Source organism: Endozoicomonas sp. ALD068 (assembly GCF_049310145.1).
GTDB lineage: Bacteria > Pseudomonadota > Gammaproteobacteria > Pseudomonadales > Endozoicomonadaceae > Endozoicomonas_A.
Genome location: NZ_JBLYNU010000004.1, coordinates 5,676,379 through 5,697,744 on the forward strand (window position 1 = coordinate 5,676,379; position 21,366 = coordinate 5,697,744).

The window sequence follows — 21,366 nt, forward strand, 5'->3', positions numbered from 1 at the left end:
TACGCTTGGGAATTTCATTCCGTTGTCACATGTAGACAGCGATAGTCAACCAAGGTTCCCTCTTAGTTTTGAAAAAAACGCAAATTTCTCAAAAAAGACCGGGAGGCTGAGAACTTAATGCGAGTTTGTAGACCACTTCAATCAGCTCGTTGACGCCCTTCTCTCTCAGGTTGGTTGATGCCGGTGCGCTGTGTGTGTCCAGCTTAATTACTTCAAACTGCGGTGAATAAAGTGCTCTGACTTCATGCTCCTCGACTGAGAAAGGCGGGCCGGACACCAGGTCCTGATCGTACTCAACAGTGATTAATAGGCCTTCTTGTAAATGGGGCGCAGCGTTTGCCAGATGGTTGACATACTGCTGCCTCATCTCCCGGGGCAATGCAACCAGAGCAGCACGGTCGTAAAAAACGGTGCTTTGGATGGAACCTTCCGGCAAAGCAAAAAAATCACCTTCGAGGATATGGATATCATCGGCTTGCCAATGTCGGTAACCCTGAGCCTCTTTCACTGCCGGTTGCAGTGCCTGCTCCTGATAGAAGGACTCAACCGCTGTTTTTACCAACTCGGTGCCGATCACTTCCAGTCCCTGCTGCCTGAGCCAGACCATATCCAGGCTTTTGCCACACAATGGCACCAGCACTGACCGGGCTTCTGACAGGTTCAGTTGGGGCCAGTATTTCAATAATGTCGAGTTGAACTCAGATCTGTGGAAACCAATCCGTCCTTCTTTCCAGCGATTAACCCAGTCAGGATTGCTCATTGTGTCCTCTCATGCATTCAAGTCGTATTTGGTTTGATTTTGGCGATCAGCACTGACGAAACACTGACAACGGCGAAGCTCAAGCGCCTATACCAGAGTGCAACCCTGATATTATAAATTTACCTATCAAATATATTTTTTTATGTCGATAAGATTTAAGATAGCGGTGTAAAACTGCCATCTCTTCTGTATACGACAGCGAACTTATTTTTATTCCTCAATCCTGCGACGGCAGTGTCGCAACCTTTCACTTGTGCAGCTCAAACAGAAGGAATACAGCACAAACATTTAATGATTTCAGCGCCTCATCCGCTTGATCGAAGGAAGTACATGACCATCAATATCGAAAGCAGTCCTGAGCCAAAAGCAACCAGGCAAGAAGATAAAAAGCAGGGCATTTCAATGAGCCATAGCCGTGACAGGCTACTTTTCATATTGACCCTGGGCGCTTTAACCGCACTTGGCCCTATGGCAGTGGATCTCTATCTCCCGGCAATCCCCGCGATAGCAGAAGATATGGGAGAACCCCTGAGCATTATCCAGTATACACTCAGTGCCTATACCGTAGGCTTTGCCCTGGGACAGCTGTTGTACGGACCTCTCTCAGACCGCTTTGGTCGCAGAAAAATCATGTTTCCGGGTCTGGTTGCTTTTCTTGTTACCAGTGTCTTGGCTTCACTCTGTGAAAACGGCTTGCAACTGATTATTGTCCGTGTTCTGCAAGCTATGGCCGCCTCTGCGGTTATGGTCACTATTCCTGCCATGGTTCGGGATCTGTTCTCAAGGCAGCAAAGCGCAAAGATTATGTCGTCTATTTTAATGGTCATGACAATAGCTCCTCTGATTGCTCCCCTGCTGGGAGGTCAGATGCTTAAATTCATGGGTTGGGAAAGTCTGTTTATTTTTCTGGCTGTCATGTCCGCACTTGCCATGGTGCTGGCCGCTTCAAAAGTTCCGGAAACCCTCCCGGAGGAGAAAAGACTGGTGATTCCTGCCAGTCAGCTGTTCCTGATCTATCTGTCCGTCCTGAAAAACCGGGAAGCTATGGGCTGTATCCTCTGCCATGGGTTTTTCTTTGGCGGTATGTTTGCCTTTATTGCCGGCTCACCCTACGTGTATATCGAGCTGTATGGGGTCAAGCCAGAGCATTACGGACTGCTGTTTGCTGTCAATATTATGGCCATGATGGTCATGAATATGATCAATATCCGTCTGATAGATCGCCTGCCACTGTTCACTATCCTGAAAACAGGGAGCATTCTTGCCAGTATCAGCGCAGTAGTGATGTTGGTTAATGCAAAGTTTGAGATCGGCGGGCTGGTTGGGTTGATGATTCCTGTCGTGATTTACGTCAGCTGTATTGGTCTGACAGGCCCTAACTCCAACGCTCTGGCCCTGTCTCACTTTCCAAGGTCTGCGGGCACAGCCAATGCTATGTCCGGTGCACTTCGCTTTACCATTGGCGGTGTTTCTTCTGCGGTGGTTGGTCTTTTGCATAATGGAACTGATGTACCTATGACAGCGGTAGTAGCCGTTTGTGGTTTGCTCTCCTTCGTATCCTTGCTAATAGTCAGGAATAAGGGTGTGCCATCGGATGAAGTGATGCCGGAAGACACATCCGATTCTGAAGTCCGGACTTCCGCCTGATCATCAGGAACAAGCGCCCTGCCCTGGCAACAAGGTAGGGCAAATATTTTTTATCCCTTCACTAGTTGCGCTTATAATACCGCCTCAATTCAGCAGTAATGAGCCTGACAGCAAGACTATGTTTCGAATAGCCATCAACGGGTACGGCCGTATCGGCCAGTGTGTTCTTCGTGCTCTTTACGAGAATGGTTATCGCAAAGACTTGCAGGTTGTCGCCATTAACGAGTTGTCCGATGAGGACACCCTGACCTATCTGACTCGCTATGACACCACTCACGGTCGCTTTCCAGCCAAGGTAGAGTCGGAGGAAAATCAGCTCATAGTGGCAGGCGACCGGATTCAGCTTATTCACGAAGCCCGGCCTGAAAATATTGACTGGAAAAGTCTCGATATTGATCTGTTGCTGGAGTGTTCAGGGTCGTTTAATGACAGGGCAATAGCAGAGCAACACATAGAGAGTGGAGCCAGAAAGCTGCTTTTTTCACAGCCCGCTCAACCGGATGTAGACGCCACTATTGTCTACGGTATCAATGAGCAGGATCTCAGTCGTGATCAGCGCATTGTGTCCAGTGCTTCATGCACCACCAATTGCATTGTTCCTGTTATCAAGACACTGAATGACGCCCTTGGTATTGAGTACGGTAGTATCACAACTATTCATTCGGCGATGAATGATCAACCGGTGATTGATGCTTATCATCACAGTGATCTCAGGCTGACCCGCAGTGCGTTGCAGTCCATCATCCCCGTAGATACCGGCTTGGCAAAGGGCATCGACAGATTGCTTCCTGACCTTGGCGGCTGCTTCAAAGCCAATTCAATCAGGGTGCCCACCATCAATGTTTCCTGCATGGATCTCTGCGTTCATGTCAATCAGGAAACAACCGGAGAGGAAGTTAACCGGATTCTGGAACAAGCTACCCATGGACGTCTGGAGGGGATTCTGGGTTTCTCTAATGAACCCCACGCATCCGTAGACTTCAACCATGATGCCCGCTCATGTGTGGTCGATGGTACCCAGACCAAGGTGACTTCAGGCAAGCTGATCAAGCTGCTTTGCTGGTTTGATAACGAGTGGGGGTTCTCCAACCGTATGCTGGATGTGGCCAACCACTGGCTGAGGCAATAGGAAAAAGCTGGCCGGTTGATTGAATTCCCGACCTGTTGCTTATTTGAAATCTATATCAAAAAAAATTGATATAGGTTGGTGCGACTGTTAGACTTCAACCTGTTTTCGGTAATTACGCATAACAGGATCATACCCATGAGCGCTACTCCTGCAGTTGTTCAGAGCTTTACTGACTATCGAGTTGCCGACATTTCCCTGGCCGAGTGGGGTCGCCGCGAAATTCAGATCGCAGAAGGTGAAATGCCTGCACTGATGACTATCCGCCAGAAGTACCATGATCAGCAGCCTCTGAAAGGCGCGAAGATCATGGGCTGCATTCACATGACCATTCAGACCGCTGTACTGATTGAAACCCTCGTCGATCTGGGGGCTGAGGTCCGCTGGTCTTCCTGCAACATTTTTTCCACCCAGGATCACGCTGCTGCAGCAATAGCTGCTGTGGGTATCCCTGTATTCGCCTGGAAGGGGGAGACGGAAGAAGAATTCTGGTGGTGTATCGAGCAGACCATTCTGACAGAAGAAGGCCAGCCCTGGGATGCCAATATGATTCTGGACGACGGTGGCGACCTGACTCTGATGCTGCACGACAAGTACCCTGAAATTCTGGATAACATCCACGGTATCTCCGAAGAGACCACCACCGGGGTTCATCGTTTGCTGGAAATGCTGGAAAAAGGCACTCTGAAAGTACCGGCGATTAACGTTAACGACGCAGTTACCAAGAGCAAGAACGACAATAAATACGGCTGTCGTCACTCATTGAATGATGCTATCAAGCGGGGTACAGATCACCTGCTGGCGGGCAAAAAAGCCCTGGTTATCGGTTACGGTGATGTTGGTAAAGGCTCTGCGGCTTCACTGCGCCAGGAAGGCATGATCGTTAAGGTCACCGAGATTGATCCTATCTGTGCCATGCAGGCTTGCATGGACGGCTTTGAAGTGGTTTCTCCTTACATTGACGGTGTCAACGATGGCACTGCTGCCAGCATCAACAAAGACTTGCTGGGTACTACCGACATGCTGGTAACCACCACCGGTAACTTGCATGTTTGTGATCGTGAAATGCTGAAAGCGCTGAAGAGTAGCTGCGTTGTCTGCAACATTGGTCACTTTGATACCGAAATTGATACGGCTTTCATGAGAGAAACATGGGAGTGGGAAGAAGTTAAGCCACAGGTCCACAAGATCTGGCGTGACAAGGGCAGCAATGATCATCTGATTCTGCTCTCGGAAGGTCGCCTGGTCAATCTGGGTAACGCCACAGGTCATCCATCGCGTATCATGGACGGTTCATTTGCCAACCAGGTCCTGGCCCAGATTCATCTGTATGAAGAAGGCTTTGCCAATCTACCCGCTGCCGAGAAGGCTGAGAACCTGTATGTGAAGGTTCTTCCCAAGAAACTGGACGAAGAGGTGGCAAGCTACATGGTTCAGGGCTTTGGCGGGGTAATCACCCAGCTGACCCAACAGCAGGCAGACTACATTAATGTCGCTGTTGAAGGTCCATTCAAAGCGGATGAGTACAAGTACTGATCTGCACTGAGCCTGCGTCTCTGCGCAGGCTCCTGACGCTTATAGAGAACCGTAAGCGACAGAACAGTGATAAAGGTTTTAATTAACGATGACAACTAACGATAAAAAGCTGACAATCAGCTTTGAATTTTTTCCGACCAAAACGGAAGAGGGTGCTAAAAAGCTCGATCAGACAGCGATTGAGCTCTCCGAATGTCAGCCAGAATTCTTCTCTGTGACCTATGGTGCTGGCGGTTCCACCCGAGACAGAACCCTTGATACCGTCATAAGCGTTCGCAACTGCACTGATATTCCTGCTGCGCCTCACCTCTCTTGTGTGGGCGATAGCAAAGCGCAATTGAAAAGTTTGCTAGAGCAATACCAGAGTCTGGGAATTAATCGTATTGTTGCTTTACGCGGCGATCTGCCATCGGGTATGGGGCGCTCAAACGGTGAGCTGCAGTATGCCAATGAACTGGTGGAATTTATCCGGGCCGAAACCGGTGATCATTTTCATCTGGAGGTTGCTGCTTATCCGGAAGCCCACCCCCAGGCGCAAAACTTTGAAGCGGATCTGATGCACTTCAAACGCAAGGTTGATGCCGGTGCCAGTTCAGCTATTACCCAGTACTTCTTTAACGCTGACAGCTATTTTAACTTTGTTGATCGTGCCATAGGTCTGGGGATTGATCTGCCGATTATCCCGGGTATTATGCCTATCACCAACTACACCCGTCTGGCTCGTTTCTCCGATGCCTGCGGTGCAGAAATTCCTCGCTGGATTCGCAAGCAGCTGGAAGCCTACGGTGATGATATCGACAGCATCAAGCAGTTTGGTGAAGAGGTAGTTACCCGGATGTGTGAAAGGCTCATTGAGCAAGGGGTTCCGGGGTTGCATTTCTACGCCCTGAATCAGGCTGCACCCTCCAGAGTCATCTGTCAGAACCTCAGGCTGGTCTGATCCTGCGGCCAACGCTTCTGGCCGCACGCAGTCCATAGCCTTTCTGTACTCCTGAGAATTACGGCCTCGCCATGAGAACGTCATGAGAAACCCTCGAATCTATACCGATCAGCCTCTGGCAAAAGATCAGGTCGTTGAGCTAAGTGACAGTGCTGCCAATCATGTCGGTAAAGTCCTGCGCATGAGGCCTGAAGAGTCTCTTATCCTGTTTAATGGGCAGGGCGCTTCATGGCAGGGTAGAATCAAGTCTGTGGCAAAAAAAAACGTTGCAGTTGTCCTGGAAGCAGAAATAAGCCTGGTCACGGAATCCCCCTTGAAAGTCCACGTCGGGCAGAGTCTTAGCAGGGGTGAACGAATGGATTACGCTATCCAGAAGGCTACCGAGATGGGCGTGACCGAAATAACGCCGCTCTTTTCCGAGCGCTGTGAAGTCAGGTTGAATGCCGAGCGCCAGGAAAAGCGAGCCAGACACTGGCAACAAATAGCCATCAGTGCCTGTGAGCAGTGTGGCTTGAACAGAGTTCCGGTGATTCACTCGCCCGAGCCTGTTGCGGATTGGATGGCAAAGCAAAACGCTGACCTGAAATTTGTGCTTCACCATCGGACCGATAAAAAACTGGAGGGGTTCGTTCCTCCAGAAACGGTTTCTCTTTTGATCGGTCCCGAAGGTGGGTTGACTCAAGAAGAAATTACCAGCGCCGAGTCGTTAGGCTTTCATGTCCTTGCACTGGGCCCGAGAGTCCTGAGAACGGAAACCGCCCCGGTCACTGCAATCAGTGTGATGCAGTATCTTTGGGGTGATCTGTAAACATTGCCGAGAGCTGTTGTTCCACTTTTTCAAGATCAGGAATGGCAGCAGGAATTTCCTTGATAATGACCCTGAATGTTTCTGCTGAACCTGTATCTGCCTCGATAGCGGGTTGAACGTCACCCGCTGTCAGATCTAATGTCCTGGGGATACCCTGTATCACCATGCCATAAAAAGGCAGCTGCTCATTTCCGGTACTGCTGTGCATTACTGCAATCCGTGCCGTTGCAGAGAACTCTGCAAAACGACCACCGTTGATTCGTTCAAAGGAAATCAGGGGTAGTGTTTGTCCCCGCCAGTCAATTTCACCGAGAAACCATGAGTTTTTCTCTCTGTTACCCGATGGACGACTGTAGTCTACAACATCGGCAATACAGGAGGCAGGCAGCAGAAGTGGCTTCTGCTGCATCGGGATCAAACGGGACTTCAGGCTTCTGCTTTCCATAGGTTCAGGACTGCCCGTCATGACGCTACTCCTTTATTCATTGTTGTGAGCTTTGGCACTGATCAATTGCTCGATGGAGGCCAGCATTTCATGTTCCTGGAAAGGTTTACCCAGATATTCATTAACCCCCAGGCTGAAGGCTCTGGCTTTATGTTTCTCACCAGTTCTTGAGGTGATCATGATGATCGGCAAAGACTTCAGGCTGTCATCATTACGCACGGCACTGGCCACCTCATAGCCGTCCATCTTCGGCATTTCGATATCCAGAAGCATGATGTCGTAGCGGTTTTCAGCCAGTTTGGCCAGAGCTTCGATACCATCCCTAGCACTTTCAACCAAATAGCCATTACGTTCTAACAGACGGGTGGTCACTTTACGTACAGTAACCGAGTCGTCCACTACCAGAACACGTTGGATGGTTTCTGCTTCTTCATCCATCTGGCTGGCCAGTTCTACAGAGTGCTGTTCAATCCGATGTCTGCGAAGCAGTGTGACAGGGTCGATAATGATGGCAACACGACCATCACCAAGAATGGTGGCACCGTTGACACCGACCAGACCTGCGAACTGCGGGCCCAGACTTTTGGCAAAGATTTCAGTACCGCCAATGATTTCATCCACATGCAGGGCCAGATTCTTGCCGCCCCGCTCGATGATCACAACCGGGCACTGCCCGGACTGAATTCTGGGGGTTGCATCACCCAGAATTTCACCCAGGAACATGAGCTGGTGTTCGATACCCCCATAATGCAGAGGGGTGTTGTTCTGGTAGCAGTCGATCAGGACACTGGGGTCCACTACCGTAATACCATCAATGGACTGCATGGGCAGGGCGTAAAGGTTGTCTGCAACCTGGACCATCAGAGCACGGTTTACCGACAGCGTGAAGGGTAGACGGAGCTTGAAAGAGGTTCCCTTGCCAGGCTCGCTGTCAATCTGAATACTACCACCCATCTGACGTATTTCTGTATTGACCACATCCAGACCTACACCTCGACCGGAAATCTGGGTGACAGATTCCGCAGTACTGAAGCCTGGTTCCAGGATCAGCTGAGCAATTTCCTGGTCGGTCAGCTCATCTTCCGGAGTGATCAGATGTTTTTCCAGTGCCTTGGCGTGAACAGCCCGAAGATTGATGCCCCGGCCATCATCGGCCAGTTCAATAACAATATCGGCACCATCTCGGGCAATGGCAAGCGTTAGATTGCCGGTTTCCGGTTTACCCAGTGTCAGGCGGTCCTTAACGGAGGCTTCAATACCATGATCAATGGCATTTCGCAGCAGGTGCTCCAGTGGTGCGAGGGTCCGCTCCAGCATGGTACGGTCCATCTCACCTTCAGCATTGCTGACATTCAGGTTGATCGGCTTGTCGAGCTCAGTCGACAACTGACGGGTAATTTTTCGCAGGCGTGGCAGCAGACGACTGAATGAAACCATTCGGGCCTGCATCAACTTTTCCTGAAGCTCTATCAGCGTTCTGGACTGTTGAAGCAGCAGGGTTTCTGCATCACGATTTTTTTCCTGGATGTCTTCCTTCAGGTCCTGGAGGTCAGTCGCGGACTCAACCAGAGAGCGGGACAGCTGGGTCAGTTCTGAATACTGGTCCATTTCCAGGGGATCAAACTCAGGATTACTGCCGTACTCTTCTTCAAAGGTGGAAATAACCTGGGCCTGGGTTTCGGTATCCAGACGACGCAGCTGTTCTTTTACCCGGTCGATGGTACTGTTCATCTCCTCAAGAATGTTCCCCATGTCCTGAATCTGCTGCTCGATTCGACCACGATGAATACTCGACTCACCGGAAAGGTTGATCAGCGATTCCACAAGCTGCGCAGGGACACGAATCATCTCAACACCTTTGAAGGTATTGGCTGCGCTGCTGGTAACCGGTGTGTTTATTCGTGTTGATGCAGGGGCAGTCTCTTGTGCGATCATTTCAGGCGCACTGTTACTACTCTCTACGGATTCAGACACTCTGGTGACGCCTGTGTTCCGATTTTCTTCATCAATAACCAGAGCATCGTCTATTACTATTTCTTCGGGCTGTTCGCAGGTCGTGTCAGACTCTTTTTTGACCTGACCCAGGTAGTCAGGGAGAGCTTCTACATGCGCTTCAGCCGTTGCAAGAGAGGGTAATTCTGCTTCATAGTCATGATTGAGAGTCCATTGCTCCAGCTGTTCTACCATCGGGATGACAGAATCGGGTGACTGCTGATTTTTCAGGGCAAGCAACATCTGGTCAACCTGATCATGAGCAGCCTGTAGCAGGTGTATCGGTGCTTTATCTGCAGAACTTCTGCCCATGGCAATAGCACTGTAGATAGCTTCGATGGCATGACTGAGGTCACCCAGTTCCGGCTGGTCTGCCATTCGGGCACTGCCCTTGAGGGTATGCAGAGAGCGCTGCAGATCGGTCAGAGATGTCAGGTTTTGACGATTATTCAGCCAGTCTTCCAGAGCATGATGGCAATCTTCTGCCAGATCAGAGGCTTCTTCCAGGAACAGTTCCAGCAGTTCAAGGTCATGCTCTTCCACTTCTACTTCTGTTTCAATGGTGAGAGCAGGTGACATCCCTGAAACTGAGGGCTTTAGAAGCAATTCTTCAACATCTTTGGCATCTTCAGCATCTTCAACAACGACAGCAACTTCAGCCTCTGGCTTAACAGCAGGTTGCTCTTCAATGGCAGGTTTTTCTGTCAGCGACTCCAGGATGATTTCTTCAACTTCAGGGTTCTCAACCACTGGCTCTGGAGACGGTGCCTCCTGAACAATCTTGTCAATTTCAATATTTTCAGGGACGGCTCCTGCCTGAATCGGTTCAGCGATGAGCAGAGCTTCCAGAGACTCCCTGAGTTCTGTGAATACTGATTGCGGTGGAACCGGGGTTTGCTGGGCCGCAATCATATTCATCATATCGACCATGGCTTCGAAGCCGTTGGACAGAGGTGCCGCAAGAACCCCGGGTAGATTGTCTTCGTACTTATCCAGATAGTTCATAACATCCAGAAGCACGTCACATAGTTCAGTCAGAGCGGTGAGTCGTGCTTCGGTTGCCCGTTCGGCCAGTGTTGTCAGTTCTTTCTGGAACATTACCAGCTCATCTCTGGGCAGAGCGATGCGCCAGGTAGAGAGGTACTCATCGGCATCCAGCAGTAAACCCAGGTCGCTGTGAGCAAACAGCCGGGTGTCCTGACCGCCAGTGTATTTTCTGTTGGTAGACTGTGCTTTATGCTGTTCGGTGATGAGCTGGGCATGAAGCGCTTCCAGCCAGGACAGGTAATTTTCAGAATCCAGTACCGGTTGTCTGGGTGAGAGGGCCAGCTGTTCGAGGCCATCCTGAATGAGCTCAAGACCCTTTTCCAGCATACTGATCACCCGGTCATTGGCCGGAATCAGGTGGGCTCTGAAATCCTTGATGTTCTTTTCAAGGGCAACAATGATGCTGGCCAGCGGCGCTATTTCTGCCATCAGGGCTATGCCCTTCATAGTATGGAGAGAGCGTTGTACCTGATCACTGATCTGGCGCTTTCCACCCTGGACTTTCACCTGCTCAACAAAGGATTGAACGACTTCCAGATGAACTCTGGACTCGCCGAGGAATACGTTAAGCAGCTGGATGTCGTAAGCTTCCTGTCCGACAGATTGCGAAACGTCTTTCTCGACATCTACATTTATTTCTGGCTCAGATGATGGCTTGGATAGCGCATCAATAGTGGCCCGCTCTGCTGCCTGTGGGACAGGTTCTTCCGCTCGTTGAAAATCGATATCCGGGTCATTGGCGATGGCGTCATCAATGGACTCTTCCTCGTCCTCAATGGTGTATGCTTCACCTCGGGACAAAGCGTCAGCCTGTTCCATGCAAACCAGAACTTCGTGGGTCAGAACCTGGCTCTGCTCAGCAAAGTCGGAAATCAATCCTGGCAGCATATGGGTAACGCGGCTAACCAGATTGCTCAATTCAGGGCTGTTATGAACGGTTCTCTCGATCAGGCGGTTTAACATGTTCTCGATGGACCAGGCCAGTTCACCCACAACGCTCGCACCCACCATACGACCACTGCCTTTCAGAGTATGAAAAGCCCTGCGGATATCTTTCAGGGTGTTCAGATCATCCTGATGATTGATCCAGGTAGTTACGTCTTCGGTCAGCTGCTTCTGAACTTCGCCAGCCTCTTCAATGAAGATGATCAGCAATTCATCGTCGATGATGTTCTCTTGTCGGTCCTCTTTGACTTCGACTTGCGGAGTGAGGGCTTGCGCCTGCTGCGGTCCAGCCAACCGTGAAGCTTCACCCGGAGCCTCTGCCTCAACGCTGCTGTTGCTAGTGTACTTGAACTGAACTACATCGTATGGGCTGACTTCGACGGGTCTGTTTCTGTTGGTCAGGGTCAAAGAAGTCTTAACTTCCAGATCAGTGGTTTTTGCAGAACTTTGTTTTTCTTCCGTTGAGGGCTCTTGTACTTTATTTTCGTCCAGAGTGATGGGCATCGAGCCGTCGAGAAAGCTCTGCTCATCAATCAGCAGTTCAAGATCTGTCTCACGCAGGGCAGACAGGCTTTTGTCTGCAACATCCAGAATGGCGTCATGTTCTTCCTGATCTCTGTCACCCAACCTTTCAAGGTAGTATTCAATACTGGTCAATGCATCAGCCAGGTGTTCCAGTTCCATCTTTTCAGGTGTTTTACCGTTTTCTATCCACTCTTTCCTGATGTGATCTGAACAGGCTCCGACCAGAGCAGCGGCCCGGGTCAGAGGTGTCATGGACAAACCGCCTTGCACTTTACCGAGCAGTTCGGGTATCGGGCTCAGGAAATCCGGGTGATGATGACTGTCCACAAAATCGACGATGGCATCTTTGCCCTGCTCAAGATAGTGGCGAGCCTCTTTGACAACCGCCTGATAGACCTCTTCCAGCAGGGGTGCGCCTTCGCCTGCCTCCAGACTTTCACCTGCAGCATACCTGGATAGCGCAGTCTCAAGGTCAAGAATGGTGCCAGCAACGTCCATCAGATGCTCTTCAGCGTTCTGACCTGTATTGATCACACTCTGGATCAGTGCTTTTTTCTGCTTCAGGCGATTTTTAAGATCTTCCATGCCCAGGATGGTCAGGGTATCTGCCACCTGCTGAATGACCGGCAGCTGGTTTTCCAGAACCAGTGGATCAGGATCGGTTGAGAGAAGGTAAAGGTCTAGTGCTTCCTTGATACCTGTCAGCTCGTAGTTCAAAGCTTCAACAACAGGTTTTGTAGCATTCACGCCCGTCAGAACATCGGAAATACCAGCCTGAGCTCGTTTCAGCTCATCTTTCAGGTTATAGCGTGATTTCAGTACTCCAGTGAAACCCCCACGGCCTTCGGAAGTGGCAATGTTGTACAGCAACCCCCGGAACAGTGCATCATTTGGATGACTATTGACAAAGGGAGCGCCCTGTCTGATGAACAGACGGATCTGGCCATCCAGTTCCCTGAGCAGGTTAGCAACATGGATGTTCTGTTCGATCGACTCATTATCCAGCCCTTCAGTCAGCGCAATACTGGCTTCCCAGAGAGGAGAAAGAGGGGTGCCCCAGGAAAGGTCCTGAAGTTTGGCAAACAATTTGGCCAGAATTTTAATCTGCTGAGGTCTGTTCTGATCTCGAAGATAGCCTGCCAGTGTTAGCTGATACTTCTGTCTTATTTTTCTCAGTAACGGTGTCAGTCCGCTCCGTTCAAGGCTTTCCAGTTGTGGTGACGCAATAGGATCGATCAGCGAGCGGGTATCCGGAAAGAAAAAAGTAGCTTCCGGGAGAGGGTCTTCACCTCGCAGACGTCTTAGTTCATTGATCAGTGGCAGAAGTGTCAAGGGACGATCAACGCCACTGTTCAGAGTTTGTTGAATGTAACCTGTCAGCTGCAGAGTGGCCTGCATCAGGACTTCCAGAGCCATTCTGACATCAGGCACTCGCTCACTGATCAGGGCCTCGGACAGTTTGCTCATTTCCAGACTCAAGTGGGTTGCGCCTACATGCTGCAACATTTTGAGTGTGCCATGAACCTGACTGAATGCGCTCTGCCCGGCATTGATGTGGGCTGGGTTGCCTGGCTCTTGCTGGTAATTTTCCAATGCCTGGCCAGCTTCAATGAGCGTCTGCTCAATCTCTTCCTTAACCCAGTCCAGGCCTGCATAATCCTGTTGTTCAGCCATTGCCGGCCCCCGCTATTCCGTGCCAGCAACCTGGGCTGCTGGAATAAAAATACTCATCAAACGGTGATTTCGTCTTCTTGCGCTCTAGTCACTGCTTCATTTTCTGCTACTGAAGGCAGGCGGAAGCCGGATACAGACTGACGCATTTCCAGAGCCATTTCTGCCAGGTTGCCTACTGAACCGGCTGTTGCTGTGGTACTGGAGGCTGTATGGGTGGTGATGTCCCGGATGGTGGTCATACGCAGGGCTATCTGTTCTGCTGAGCCTGTCTGCTTCTTCGCTGTGTCGGAAATGTTCCGGATCAGGTCGGCGAGGTTACTGGATACTTTCTCAATTTCTTCCAGGGCAACACCCGCATCCTGTGCCAGTCTGGCACCGTTTACCACCTCGGAAGTGGTTTGTTCCATGGAAATAACGGCTTCGTTGGTATCGGTCTGGATGGCCGATACCAGTGCTTCAATCTGCCTGGTCGCGCCGGATACTCGTTCCGCAAGACGCTGTACTTCATCCGCTACCACCGCGAAGCCCCGACCGGCTTCTCCCGCCATGGAGGCCTGGATGGCGGCGTTCAGGGACAGAATGTTGGTCTGGTCTGCGATATCGTTGATCAAGGCAATGATGTCACCGATTTCCTGGGAAGACTCACCCAGCCGCTTGATACGCTTGGAGGTGTCCTGAATCTGTTCGCGGATAGTATCCATGCCCTCGATGGTATTACGAACCACCTGACCACCGCTGGTGGCAATTTCTACTGATTTTTCCGCTACATTGGCTGACTCAGAAGCGTTCTCGGATACCATGGTCATTGATTTGGTCATGTCATTGACCGCCTGACTGGCATAGTTTATTTCCTCTGCCTGATGCCCTGCTGCTTCAGCCAGTTGTTTCGCGGTACTCTGTGTTTCCTGAGCTGAGGTATCTACTTCCACCGCCGTTTCGTTGATGGTTTTAACCAATGCCCGGAGCTGTTCAATAGAGAGGTTAATGGAGTCAGCGATGATACCGGTAAAGTCTTCGGTTACTGTCGCCTGTACTGTCAGGTCACCGTCCGCAAGGCCATCCATTTCATCGAGCAGTCGCTGGATTGCAGCCTGGTTGGCTTCGTTCCGGGCTGCAGTTTCAGCCAGACGCCTGCGGGTGTCTCTTACGATGGCCACGGCGATTATCAGCACAGAGAGCAGGGCAACGACACCGGCAATACTGATGACCGTGTTGTTGATCAGGCGCTGGTCAGTCAGACTCTCGAAAGTGTCCACGAGAATAGAAGTCTGTTGCAGCAGTTGCTGGGAGTCTGTGAAAATCTGGTCAGAAGCGGCACGCACCTGGAACAGTTCCGGGGAGGTCTCCAGAATCTCGTCAACACTGCCTTCTACAAATCCGAACAGGTCGGAGATTTCGGCCAGACGATCAGTGGCTTCTTCATCGGTGACCTGACTGATACGCATGGCCAGGTTACCTTCCAGCATACCGTTCAGTACCCGACCAAACAGCTTGGCGTCACGACCAAAGCTGTCTGCAGCCATGATGGAGTCTTCACCCCCTTCCAGTACTTTTGAGACACTTCGAATAATACGTTCTGCGAGCCATGGCTGACGCTGTGCCAGTGCGATCTGCTCATTGGGAGCATTGCTCTCGAGGAGAATCTCTACCACCTCATCATACTCAACCTGCAGCTGGGGAATAGTTTCACCCAGTGTTTTTGCCACTTCGTGCAAAGCTAAAACGGTTTCTTCTGCAGCCAGAATGTTATCTGCCTCTATTTTCAGTTCAGACCAGGCAGCGTCCAGTGTGTCGATCCGTGTTTTAGCGATACTGTCACCGGGGCTGAGAAATGGAGCAACAGAAAGCCTGGTGTCTTTCAGGGAGCTAAAACGTGCATCGAACTCATTGCGTGCTTCACGCAACAGGACGAAAGCTTCTTCTTTACCGGCCGATGCCTCGGTGGCACTGGTCGCAATACGCTGAGAGAGTACCCGGAGCTCACCGGCGTCAGTCAGGTGCTGTTGATCAAGTTCACTTTGCTGGCTGAGATAAATAAATGAGCCGGTGATTACGGAAAGAGAGACTATTAACAGGATAATCGAGGCCAGAATGGCTCGGCTTGCCCCTGCTCCCTGGGCTTTGGTTGCGGTATTGCCTTTCATTATTGTGGTCCCCGGTGACTTCTTCGGAATGCTCGCTTTTTGGATTGTTTTTATTCGAATACTTTTTATCGTTTGACCCCTTTCGTCACCTGTGGTGAAGAAAGACGGTTCCTGTCACTTATCCAGCATGAAGCTGATTACGCTATGGCTGCTTTCAGAAAGCGGGGATCATTCACCAACCGCTGTGTGTTGAATACCATGTAATCTTTTTCTTGCTGGTAATGACCAACGGTAAACGGTTTAACTTCGTCAAACAGATAGTCAGGTACTGCATCATTGAACTGGCTGGTGGAAAAATGCACCATACCCTGCACCTCATCAACGATGAGACCAACTGATACTTCCCCCTGCTCGACAATCATAATCCGGTTGGCCGATTTACCGCTGTCTCTGGCCTGACCCAGAAACTCTCCCAGATCTATGATCGGAAGTAAACGTCCACGTACGTTTGAAATGCCCTTTGCCCAAGGTTGAACACCTGGCAGGGGTGTAGTGGATGGAACTGGAAGAATGGCCGTTACCTCACCAACCTGCAGTGCAAATTGCTGATTATTCAGTGTGAAGCCAAGTCCACTCCAGGACTCAACCTGTGTTTGCTTTTCAGGAAGCTCAAAAGCATATTTGCTGATCCTGGCATCCAGCTCTACCAATGCCTCAAAGGGGCTTGTTTGGGAGGTATTCATGCAAGTTTGGTTTCCAGAACATTACCCAGTGTTTTGAGCAGTGTTGCTTCACGGATAGGCTTGGTCAGATAATCCTTTGCGCCTTGCCTGATTCCCCAGACCCTGTCGGTTTCCTGATCTTTGGTGGTGACAATCACGACCGGAATATGGGAAGTATTGTTATCTTTAGACAGTTGACGTGTAGCCTGAAAACCATTCAGACCAGGCATGACAATATCCATTAACACAGCATCGGGATGTTCGGCCCGGCACAGTGCTACACCGTCGGCACCGTTTTCTGCAGTCAGCACACTGTGTCCGTGTTTTTCGAGCATGGCTTTCAATTGGAACAACTCAGTGGGTGAGTCATCAACAATGAGAATGTTTGCCATTATTTTCCCCTGTTACTGTTTTTGCCCAAATCCTCAGGGCCAAGCTTTTTTCATTGTTATTAGCCGTTCTTTTTTTACCATGGAAATACCGAATGTTCTTCGTTGCAATCTGGGTATTTCCTTGCGCTGGCTGCAGACTGTTTCTGTTTCGAAATAATCAGGTTCCTGCCAGAACCAGTGGTTAGAAGGCTCAGTACATGTTTATAACAGATTTTTTTAACATTTTTTACTACGAAAATGCAGCTCACTAGGACTTTGTTGCCTTATTAATTCTCTGCACGGAGCCGCATCAAGGCTCAGGGCTGTTTTTATCAATCATTGACTGGACAGAAATGTCTGATAGTACCCAGTAGTTCATCTTTGCTGAAAGGTTTGGTCAGGTAATGATCGGACCCGGCCACACGGCCTTTCGCCCGGTCAAATAGTCCGTCCTTACTCGATAGCATGATGACAGGGGTTTCCCGGTATGAATGATTGTTCTTGATCAGTGTGCAGGTCTGGTAGCCATCCAGGCGTGGCATCATGATATCAACGAAAATAATGTTGGGCTGGTTTTCAGCAATTTTTGCCAGGGCATCAAAACCATCAGTGGCTGTTACCACTTTACAGCCTTCTTTTGTCAACAACGTTTCTGCGGTTCTGCGAATGGTTTTACTGTCGTCTATCACCATGACTTTCAGTTGCTCAAGACTGACATCCCGCTTCTTATGACTCGCCGGTGATGCAGCGTTTGACTCATAGCTGTTCATGCTTCTGTCCATATACACTCTGATCACCCGAACCCTGATCCTTTGGCTTCAGATGCTTTTATTTTTATTTACCATGAAAATGCTGATCGGATGTCAGTCTTTCCGCTCATGGCAGTTTTTTTGCACCCTTCTCAATCCTGATTGAGAAGAAGAGTATTGATGACTCAAAATTTTTGAACTTTTTTATGTCCATTCTGAAAGGAATTTATTTCATTCAGACTTTCCCATCTTTTAACACAATTTGCCGGTGAATAGCCAGACGGCGAGTGGCTTAATAGCCTGACAAATGGGGGGAAGTTCACTAAAGCCAACTCCTTAAAAGCCGATGTATTGAGACATCGTTCAACTGAACTGTCTGGCGGAGGGGGATGCTTATGAAATTCAGTCCGAGATCGTCTTTGAGGCAGGTGCACCTGCTTCGCCTACCCCGTTTATGCCTGTTGGGCATGTCTCTGGTCGGTAGTGTTTTATTCAGCAGTCTTTCAATGGCAGAGACCCTGAGTGAGGTGATCAATAAGGCTCTGGTCAGCCACCCTCAGGCTCAGGCTGGCTTGAGTCGGTACCGGGCCGCTATTGAAAATATTGATGTAGCCTGGGGAGGCTGGTGGCCTTCTGTCGATGTCGCGACAGGGATTGGCGGCCAGAAAAAGAGTTACCCTGATGATCAGCCTAACGAAGCCCTTGGTGACAAGAGCTTTACCCGTAAGGAAGCCTCTTTTTCTATTAGCCAGAATCTGTTTTCCGGATTTAATACCAGCCGCAGTGTTGACCGGGCTCGACATAGTGCTGCTGCAGAATACCTGCGTCTGAGGAATACTCTGCAGGATCTGACTCTGGACATCACCGATGTCTACCTGAAGGTTCTGGAAAGAAGGGATATGGTGCAGCTGGCCGAAGAGAATCTGGAACTCCACAATTCCATTCTCAAGCAGATCGCCCAGCGCAGCCGTCAGGGTGTTGCCAGAAGTTCAGACCTGAACCAGGTTGAGGGAAGGGTAGCAAGAGCGACAGTGAATGTGATAAACGCCCGCAATAATCTCATGGATGCCGAGAGCGAATATTACAGTCTGGTAGGCGTCATGCCAGGCGATCTGAAGCAGCCAGACACCTACGAGCTGGCTGTTTATGAAAGTTTTGATGAGGCTCTTCAGGCCAGCGTCAAAAGGCATCCGGGCATCCTGGCGACGGAGAAGGACATCAAGGCTTCCGAGTCAGAGGAATCTGCGACTGACAGCAGCTTTTTCCCGTCATTGGATATCAATATTGATAAGAGCTGGAAACATAATGCAGATGGTCAGCTGGGCACTCACGCAGATACAACGGCTGTACTGAAGCTCAGTTATAACCTTTTTCGTGGCGGTTCTGACAGGGCCCGTTCCAAAGAAAGCGCCTACAGGACCCAAGAGAGCAGGGCCCAACGGGACAGGATGCTGAGGAATGCCGAAGAAACCTTGAGGTTGGCCTGGTCTGCCCGTGAGTTTATTGGTGAGCAGATGGAGCACCTTCGTCTCCATGAAGCATCCAGCAAAAAAACCGTTAAGGCTTACCAGGAGCAGTTCAATATCGGTAAACGAACTCTTTTAGATTTATTGGACAGCGAAAATGAACTTTTCCAGTCCAGCCGCAGTTTGACCAGCGCAGTCTATCAGGAGGTTTTCGCACGATTCCGGATTGTTGCTGCTACCGGTGAGCTTCTCGATAATCTGGAGATTATCCTCCCCGCAGACTGGCAAGAGCAGGATTAACCCTTTCAGTTTGCTGCATCGGAGCGAACCATTGCTCTGGTGCTGATTTGATCTAATCTCTCCAAGTCGTGATTATACCAATCAAACTTTCCCACTCGTGAAATCTTCTACTAGCCTTACTGGGGAAAATAAACAGGTCTGCTCAACTGGTAAAAGCGGTTCCAGAGGATCATTCAATGAAAATACTTGCTGTAACGGCCTGCCCAACCGGTATTGCTCATACCTATATGGCTGCCGAAAAACTCACCGAAGCTGCACTCAATCAGGGACATGAGATCAAGGTAGAAACCCAGGGGGCCATGGGCATTGAGAACGAAATCACGCCTCAGGATGTAGAAGAGGCAGACGTTGCACTTCTGGCAGTGGATATTACGGTGGATGGTGAGGACCGTTTCAGGGATCTCAGGATCATCAAGGTGCCTGTATCAGAAGCGATCAGGAACCCGGAAGCGGTGATGGCACAATTGGGTCAGGGATAAAGCGTGGTCAGTACTCGTCCTCAAGGTCGTTCTCAAGGTCGTCCTGATTGTCCCAATCATAGAAGTTCTTCAGATGCTCATAATTGAGCATCCACTCCCTCTGTCGCGAGTACTCACCGGCGGCAGTGGGAGCGGCGGGGGGGATGACTTTACCAATAAATTCCAGAGGTTCTCCCTCTCGATAGATCTGGAAGTCAGTGACTTCCTCCTGGTCTTTGAGGCCTTGTAGCCAGTAATGACAGAGTTCAGTCAGGTCGATTGAGATATCAGTTGCCTGATCCAGCCGATTTTTTTCGAATATCAACTGTTTGAGCATCTGATAAATCTCAAGATCCTCTACCGCTATCTGTTTATTAAACCGGCTCATTTCAAGCCTCTCAATATCCCGGACTATTGAGGCTGGAAGACTGTTGGAGAGCGCTGTTTCGGGCTGTTCGAAGCCGATATGAAGACGGGGCTGATGGCTACCAGTGACGTCCATGGCAACTACTTTGGCTACTTCCGGGTGCACATCTTCAAAATCAGTCAGCAGCTTTTGACAACGTTCTCTCTCTGTATCACTGCCGTTGCCTTTGAGGAGCTTAGCGGTATTTGGCGAGGTAGCAGCGAGTCCCACCTGATAGGCATAGATGGCTTCTGTGGGAAACTCCCGGGCTGCAGGATGCTCATACTTTCGCATTAAATTCATGAGTATGGGGAACAACATCGCTTTTCTTGCTGAATGTGCCAAGCCCTGGCGGTTGTCGTTTTGTCTCGGTAATAAAGCCGGAGTCCCGACAGAAGCTTCTTCCATGAGCGGGTCGTCCTGCCTTAACAGAACGGCCAAATCTCCCTTTGCGTCAAAATCTTTGGCGGGAGTGTCATCTTGATAAAGTTCTGCTTGATAGTACTTAAGCGTTGCGATGGCTGGGTCACTGCTCTGAGTCGCCAGATCCGGCTGCGGGTCTTCTTTCAAAGACGGAAGTTTCAGTTTAGAGGTCAACGGGTCAAGCAGAAGTTCCTCACTACGGTCATCTGTCTCCGAAAGATGTTGTGGCACTGCATACACACCAGGCCTGTGGCTATCAGGTCTGGAAAACTCTGGTGATTTCTCCAGTAAGGTTGGTTCAATGCGAATACCTCTTCCTTTTAAATTTGGTTGAGGTAAGGGAAGTCCCATGTCCAGCAAAGTTTGCTCGCTGCTTTCCAGTTCCCTTTTTGCTTCGGCGAGGTCCTTTTGCAGAGCGGCTTTTTTTTCTAAGGTGTAATACCGGCTGACTTCCGTGAACGTCTTTGCCAGTGATTCCCTGATTGCGCTTGCAGCCTGAGGATCTCCCATGTTCTCGTCGGCAGGGATAATATTGGTCATCTTGCCATTACTGCCAACGTGAATGACCAGAAGAGGTGTCTCGGTACTGTCAGGGATGCCTGAAGCAATCTGTTGGCTCAAGCTGGCTGCAGATCTGGCCAGCGTTGCACGGGTTTCAAGAGCTTCTACCCTGAAGCTTTGCTGAATGAAATGCTTTTCGGCTTCTTCCGGGGTTGTCGGAGAAGGAGTGGCAGGCCCGGGCCTGGTGTTGGGAACAGGTGCGGTTTTTGCTGTTTTTCGCTGCCCCAGAGACGTTTGCGGCTGATGATTCTCTCCCCTGGGAAGCACAGGCCTGGTTTTATCGTCTGGCTGACTGCCAGGCCTGTTGGGTGGCTGTGAGCCGTGAACGCCAGGCTTATGGGGATGGGAAGGAGGTATGCTCATAGTATGCTTCCGTTGAAA

15 protein-coding genes are annotated in these 21,366 nt (G+C 50.2%); 7 read left to right on the forward strand and 8 right to left on the reverse strand.

Annotated elements, in window-relative coordinates:
- Positions 1-88: 88 nt before the first annotated feature.
- A complete protein-coding gene (locus ACO6V5_RS21010; protein ID WP_422135822.1) occupies positions 89-760 on the reverse strand; it encodes a thiopurine S-methyltransferase in 672 nt (223 codons plus the stop codon).
- Between the two features lie 330 nt (positions 761-1,090).
- Between ACO6V5_RS21010 and ACO6V5_RS21015 the strand changes: the two genes are divergently transcribed.
- The 5 genes from ACO6V5_RS21015 (at position 1,091) to ACO6V5_RS21035 (ending at position 6,817) form a co-directional block, all read left to right on the forward strand.
- Positions 1,091-2,407: a Bcr/CflA family multidrug efflux MFS transporter gene (locus ACO6V5_RS21015; RefSeq protein ID WP_422135821.1), complete on the forward strand. Its 1,317-nt coding sequence runs from the start codon at positions 1,091-1,093 to the stop codon at positions 2,405-2,407.
- A gap of 118 nt (positions 2,408-2,525) precedes the next feature.
- On the forward strand, positions 2,526-3,536 hold the full coding sequence (locus tag ACO6V5_RS21020) for a type I glyceraldehyde-3-phosphate dehydrogenase (protein ID WP_422135820.1): 1,011 nt from the start codon (positions 2,526-2,528) through the stop codon (positions 3,534-3,536).
- Between the two features lie 135 nt (positions 3,537-3,671).
- Positions 3,672-5,069, forward strand: coding sequence for an adenosylhomocysteinase (gene ahcY / locus ACO6V5_RS21025; RefSeq protein WP_422135819.1), 1,398 nt, complete (start codon positions 3,672-3,674; stop codon positions 5,067-5,069).
- An 88-nt stretch (positions 5,070-5,157) separates the two neighbouring features.
- Positions 5,158-6,009 (forward strand): methylenetetrahydrofolate reductase [NAD(P)H], encoded by an 852-nt coding sequence (gene metF / locus ACO6V5_RS21030; protein ID WP_422135818.1) that lies wholly within the window; start codon positions 5,158-5,160, stop codon positions 6,007-6,009.
- Positions 6,010-6,091: 82 nt separating this feature from the next.
- Complete coding sequence (locus ACO6V5_RS21035) at positions 6,092-6,817, forward strand: 16S rRNA (uracil(1498)-N(3))-methyltransferase (protein ID WP_422135817.1); 726 nt, start codon at positions 6,092-6,094, stop codon at positions 6,815-6,817.
- Here the strand turns inward: ACO6V5_RS21035 and ACO6V5_RS21040 are convergent.
- The 6 genes from ACO6V5_RS21040 to ACO6V5_RS21065 form a co-directional block, all read right to left on the reverse strand.
- Positions 6,783-7,283 carry a chemotaxis protein CheW gene (locus ACO6V5_RS21040; RefSeq protein ID WP_422409833.1) on the reverse strand — a complete coding sequence of 167 codons (501 nt, stop codon included), beginning with the start codon at positions 7,281-7,283 and terminating at the stop codon, positions 6,783-6,785. The genes ACO6V5_RS21035 and ACO6V5_RS21040 overlap by 35 nt on opposite strands.
- Positions 7,284-7,295: 12 nt before the next feature.
- On the reverse strand, positions 7,296-13,445 hold the full coding sequence (locus tag ACO6V5_RS21045; RefSeq protein ID WP_422441994.1) for an Hpt domain-containing protein: 6,150 nt from the start codon (positions 13,443-13,445) through the stop codon (positions 7,296-7,298).
- A gap of 56 nt (positions 13,446-13,501) precedes the next feature.
- On the reverse strand, positions 13,502-15,589 hold the full coding sequence (locus tag ACO6V5_RS21050; protein WP_422135814.1) for a methyl-accepting chemotaxis protein: 2,088 nt from the start codon (positions 15,587-15,589) through the stop codon (positions 13,502-13,504).
- 137 nt (positions 15,590-15,726) lie between these two features.
- Positions 15,727-16,272 carry a chemotaxis protein CheW gene (locus ACO6V5_RS21055; protein ID WP_422413619.1) on the reverse strand — a complete coding sequence of 182 codons (546 nt, stop codon included), beginning with the start codon at positions 16,270-16,272 and terminating at the stop codon, positions 15,727-15,729.
- A complete protein-coding gene (gene pilH, locus ACO6V5_RS21060; protein WP_422135812.1) occupies positions 16,269-16,643 on the reverse strand; it encodes a twitching motility response regulator PilH in 375 nt (124 codons plus the stop codon). The genes ACO6V5_RS21055 and pilH overlap by 4 nt, the downstream gene beginning before the upstream one ends.
- A 311-nt stretch (positions 16,644-16,954) precedes the next feature.
- Complete coding sequence (locus tag ACO6V5_RS21065) at positions 16,955-17,314, reverse strand: response regulator (RefSeq protein WP_422137046.1); 360 nt, start codon at positions 17,312-17,314, stop codon at positions 16,955-16,957.
- A gap of 563 nt (positions 17,315-17,877) precedes the next feature.
- On the opposite strand from ACO6V5_RS21065, the gene ACO6V5_RS21070 reads away from it, so the two are divergent.
- A complete protein-coding gene (locus tag ACO6V5_RS21070) occupies positions 17,878-19,137 on the forward strand; it encodes a TolC family outer membrane protein (RefSeq protein ID WP_422413616.1) in 1,260 nt (419 codons plus the stop codon).
- A gap of 176 nt (positions 19,138-19,313) precedes the next feature.
- Complete coding sequence (locus ACO6V5_RS21075; protein WP_422135810.1) at positions 19,314-19,616, forward strand: PTS fructose transporter subunit IIB; 303 nt, start codon at positions 19,314-19,316, stop codon at positions 19,614-19,616.
- 7 nt (positions 19,617-19,623) lie between these two features.
- On the opposite strand, the gene ACO6V5_RS21080 is transcribed toward ACO6V5_RS21075, so the two are convergent.
- Entirely contained in the window at positions 19,624-21,348 is a 1,725-nt protein-coding gene (locus tag ACO6V5_RS21080) for a hypothetical protein (RefSeq protein ID WP_422413614.1), read from the reverse strand.
- Positions 21,349-21,366: the final 18 nt, after the last annotated feature.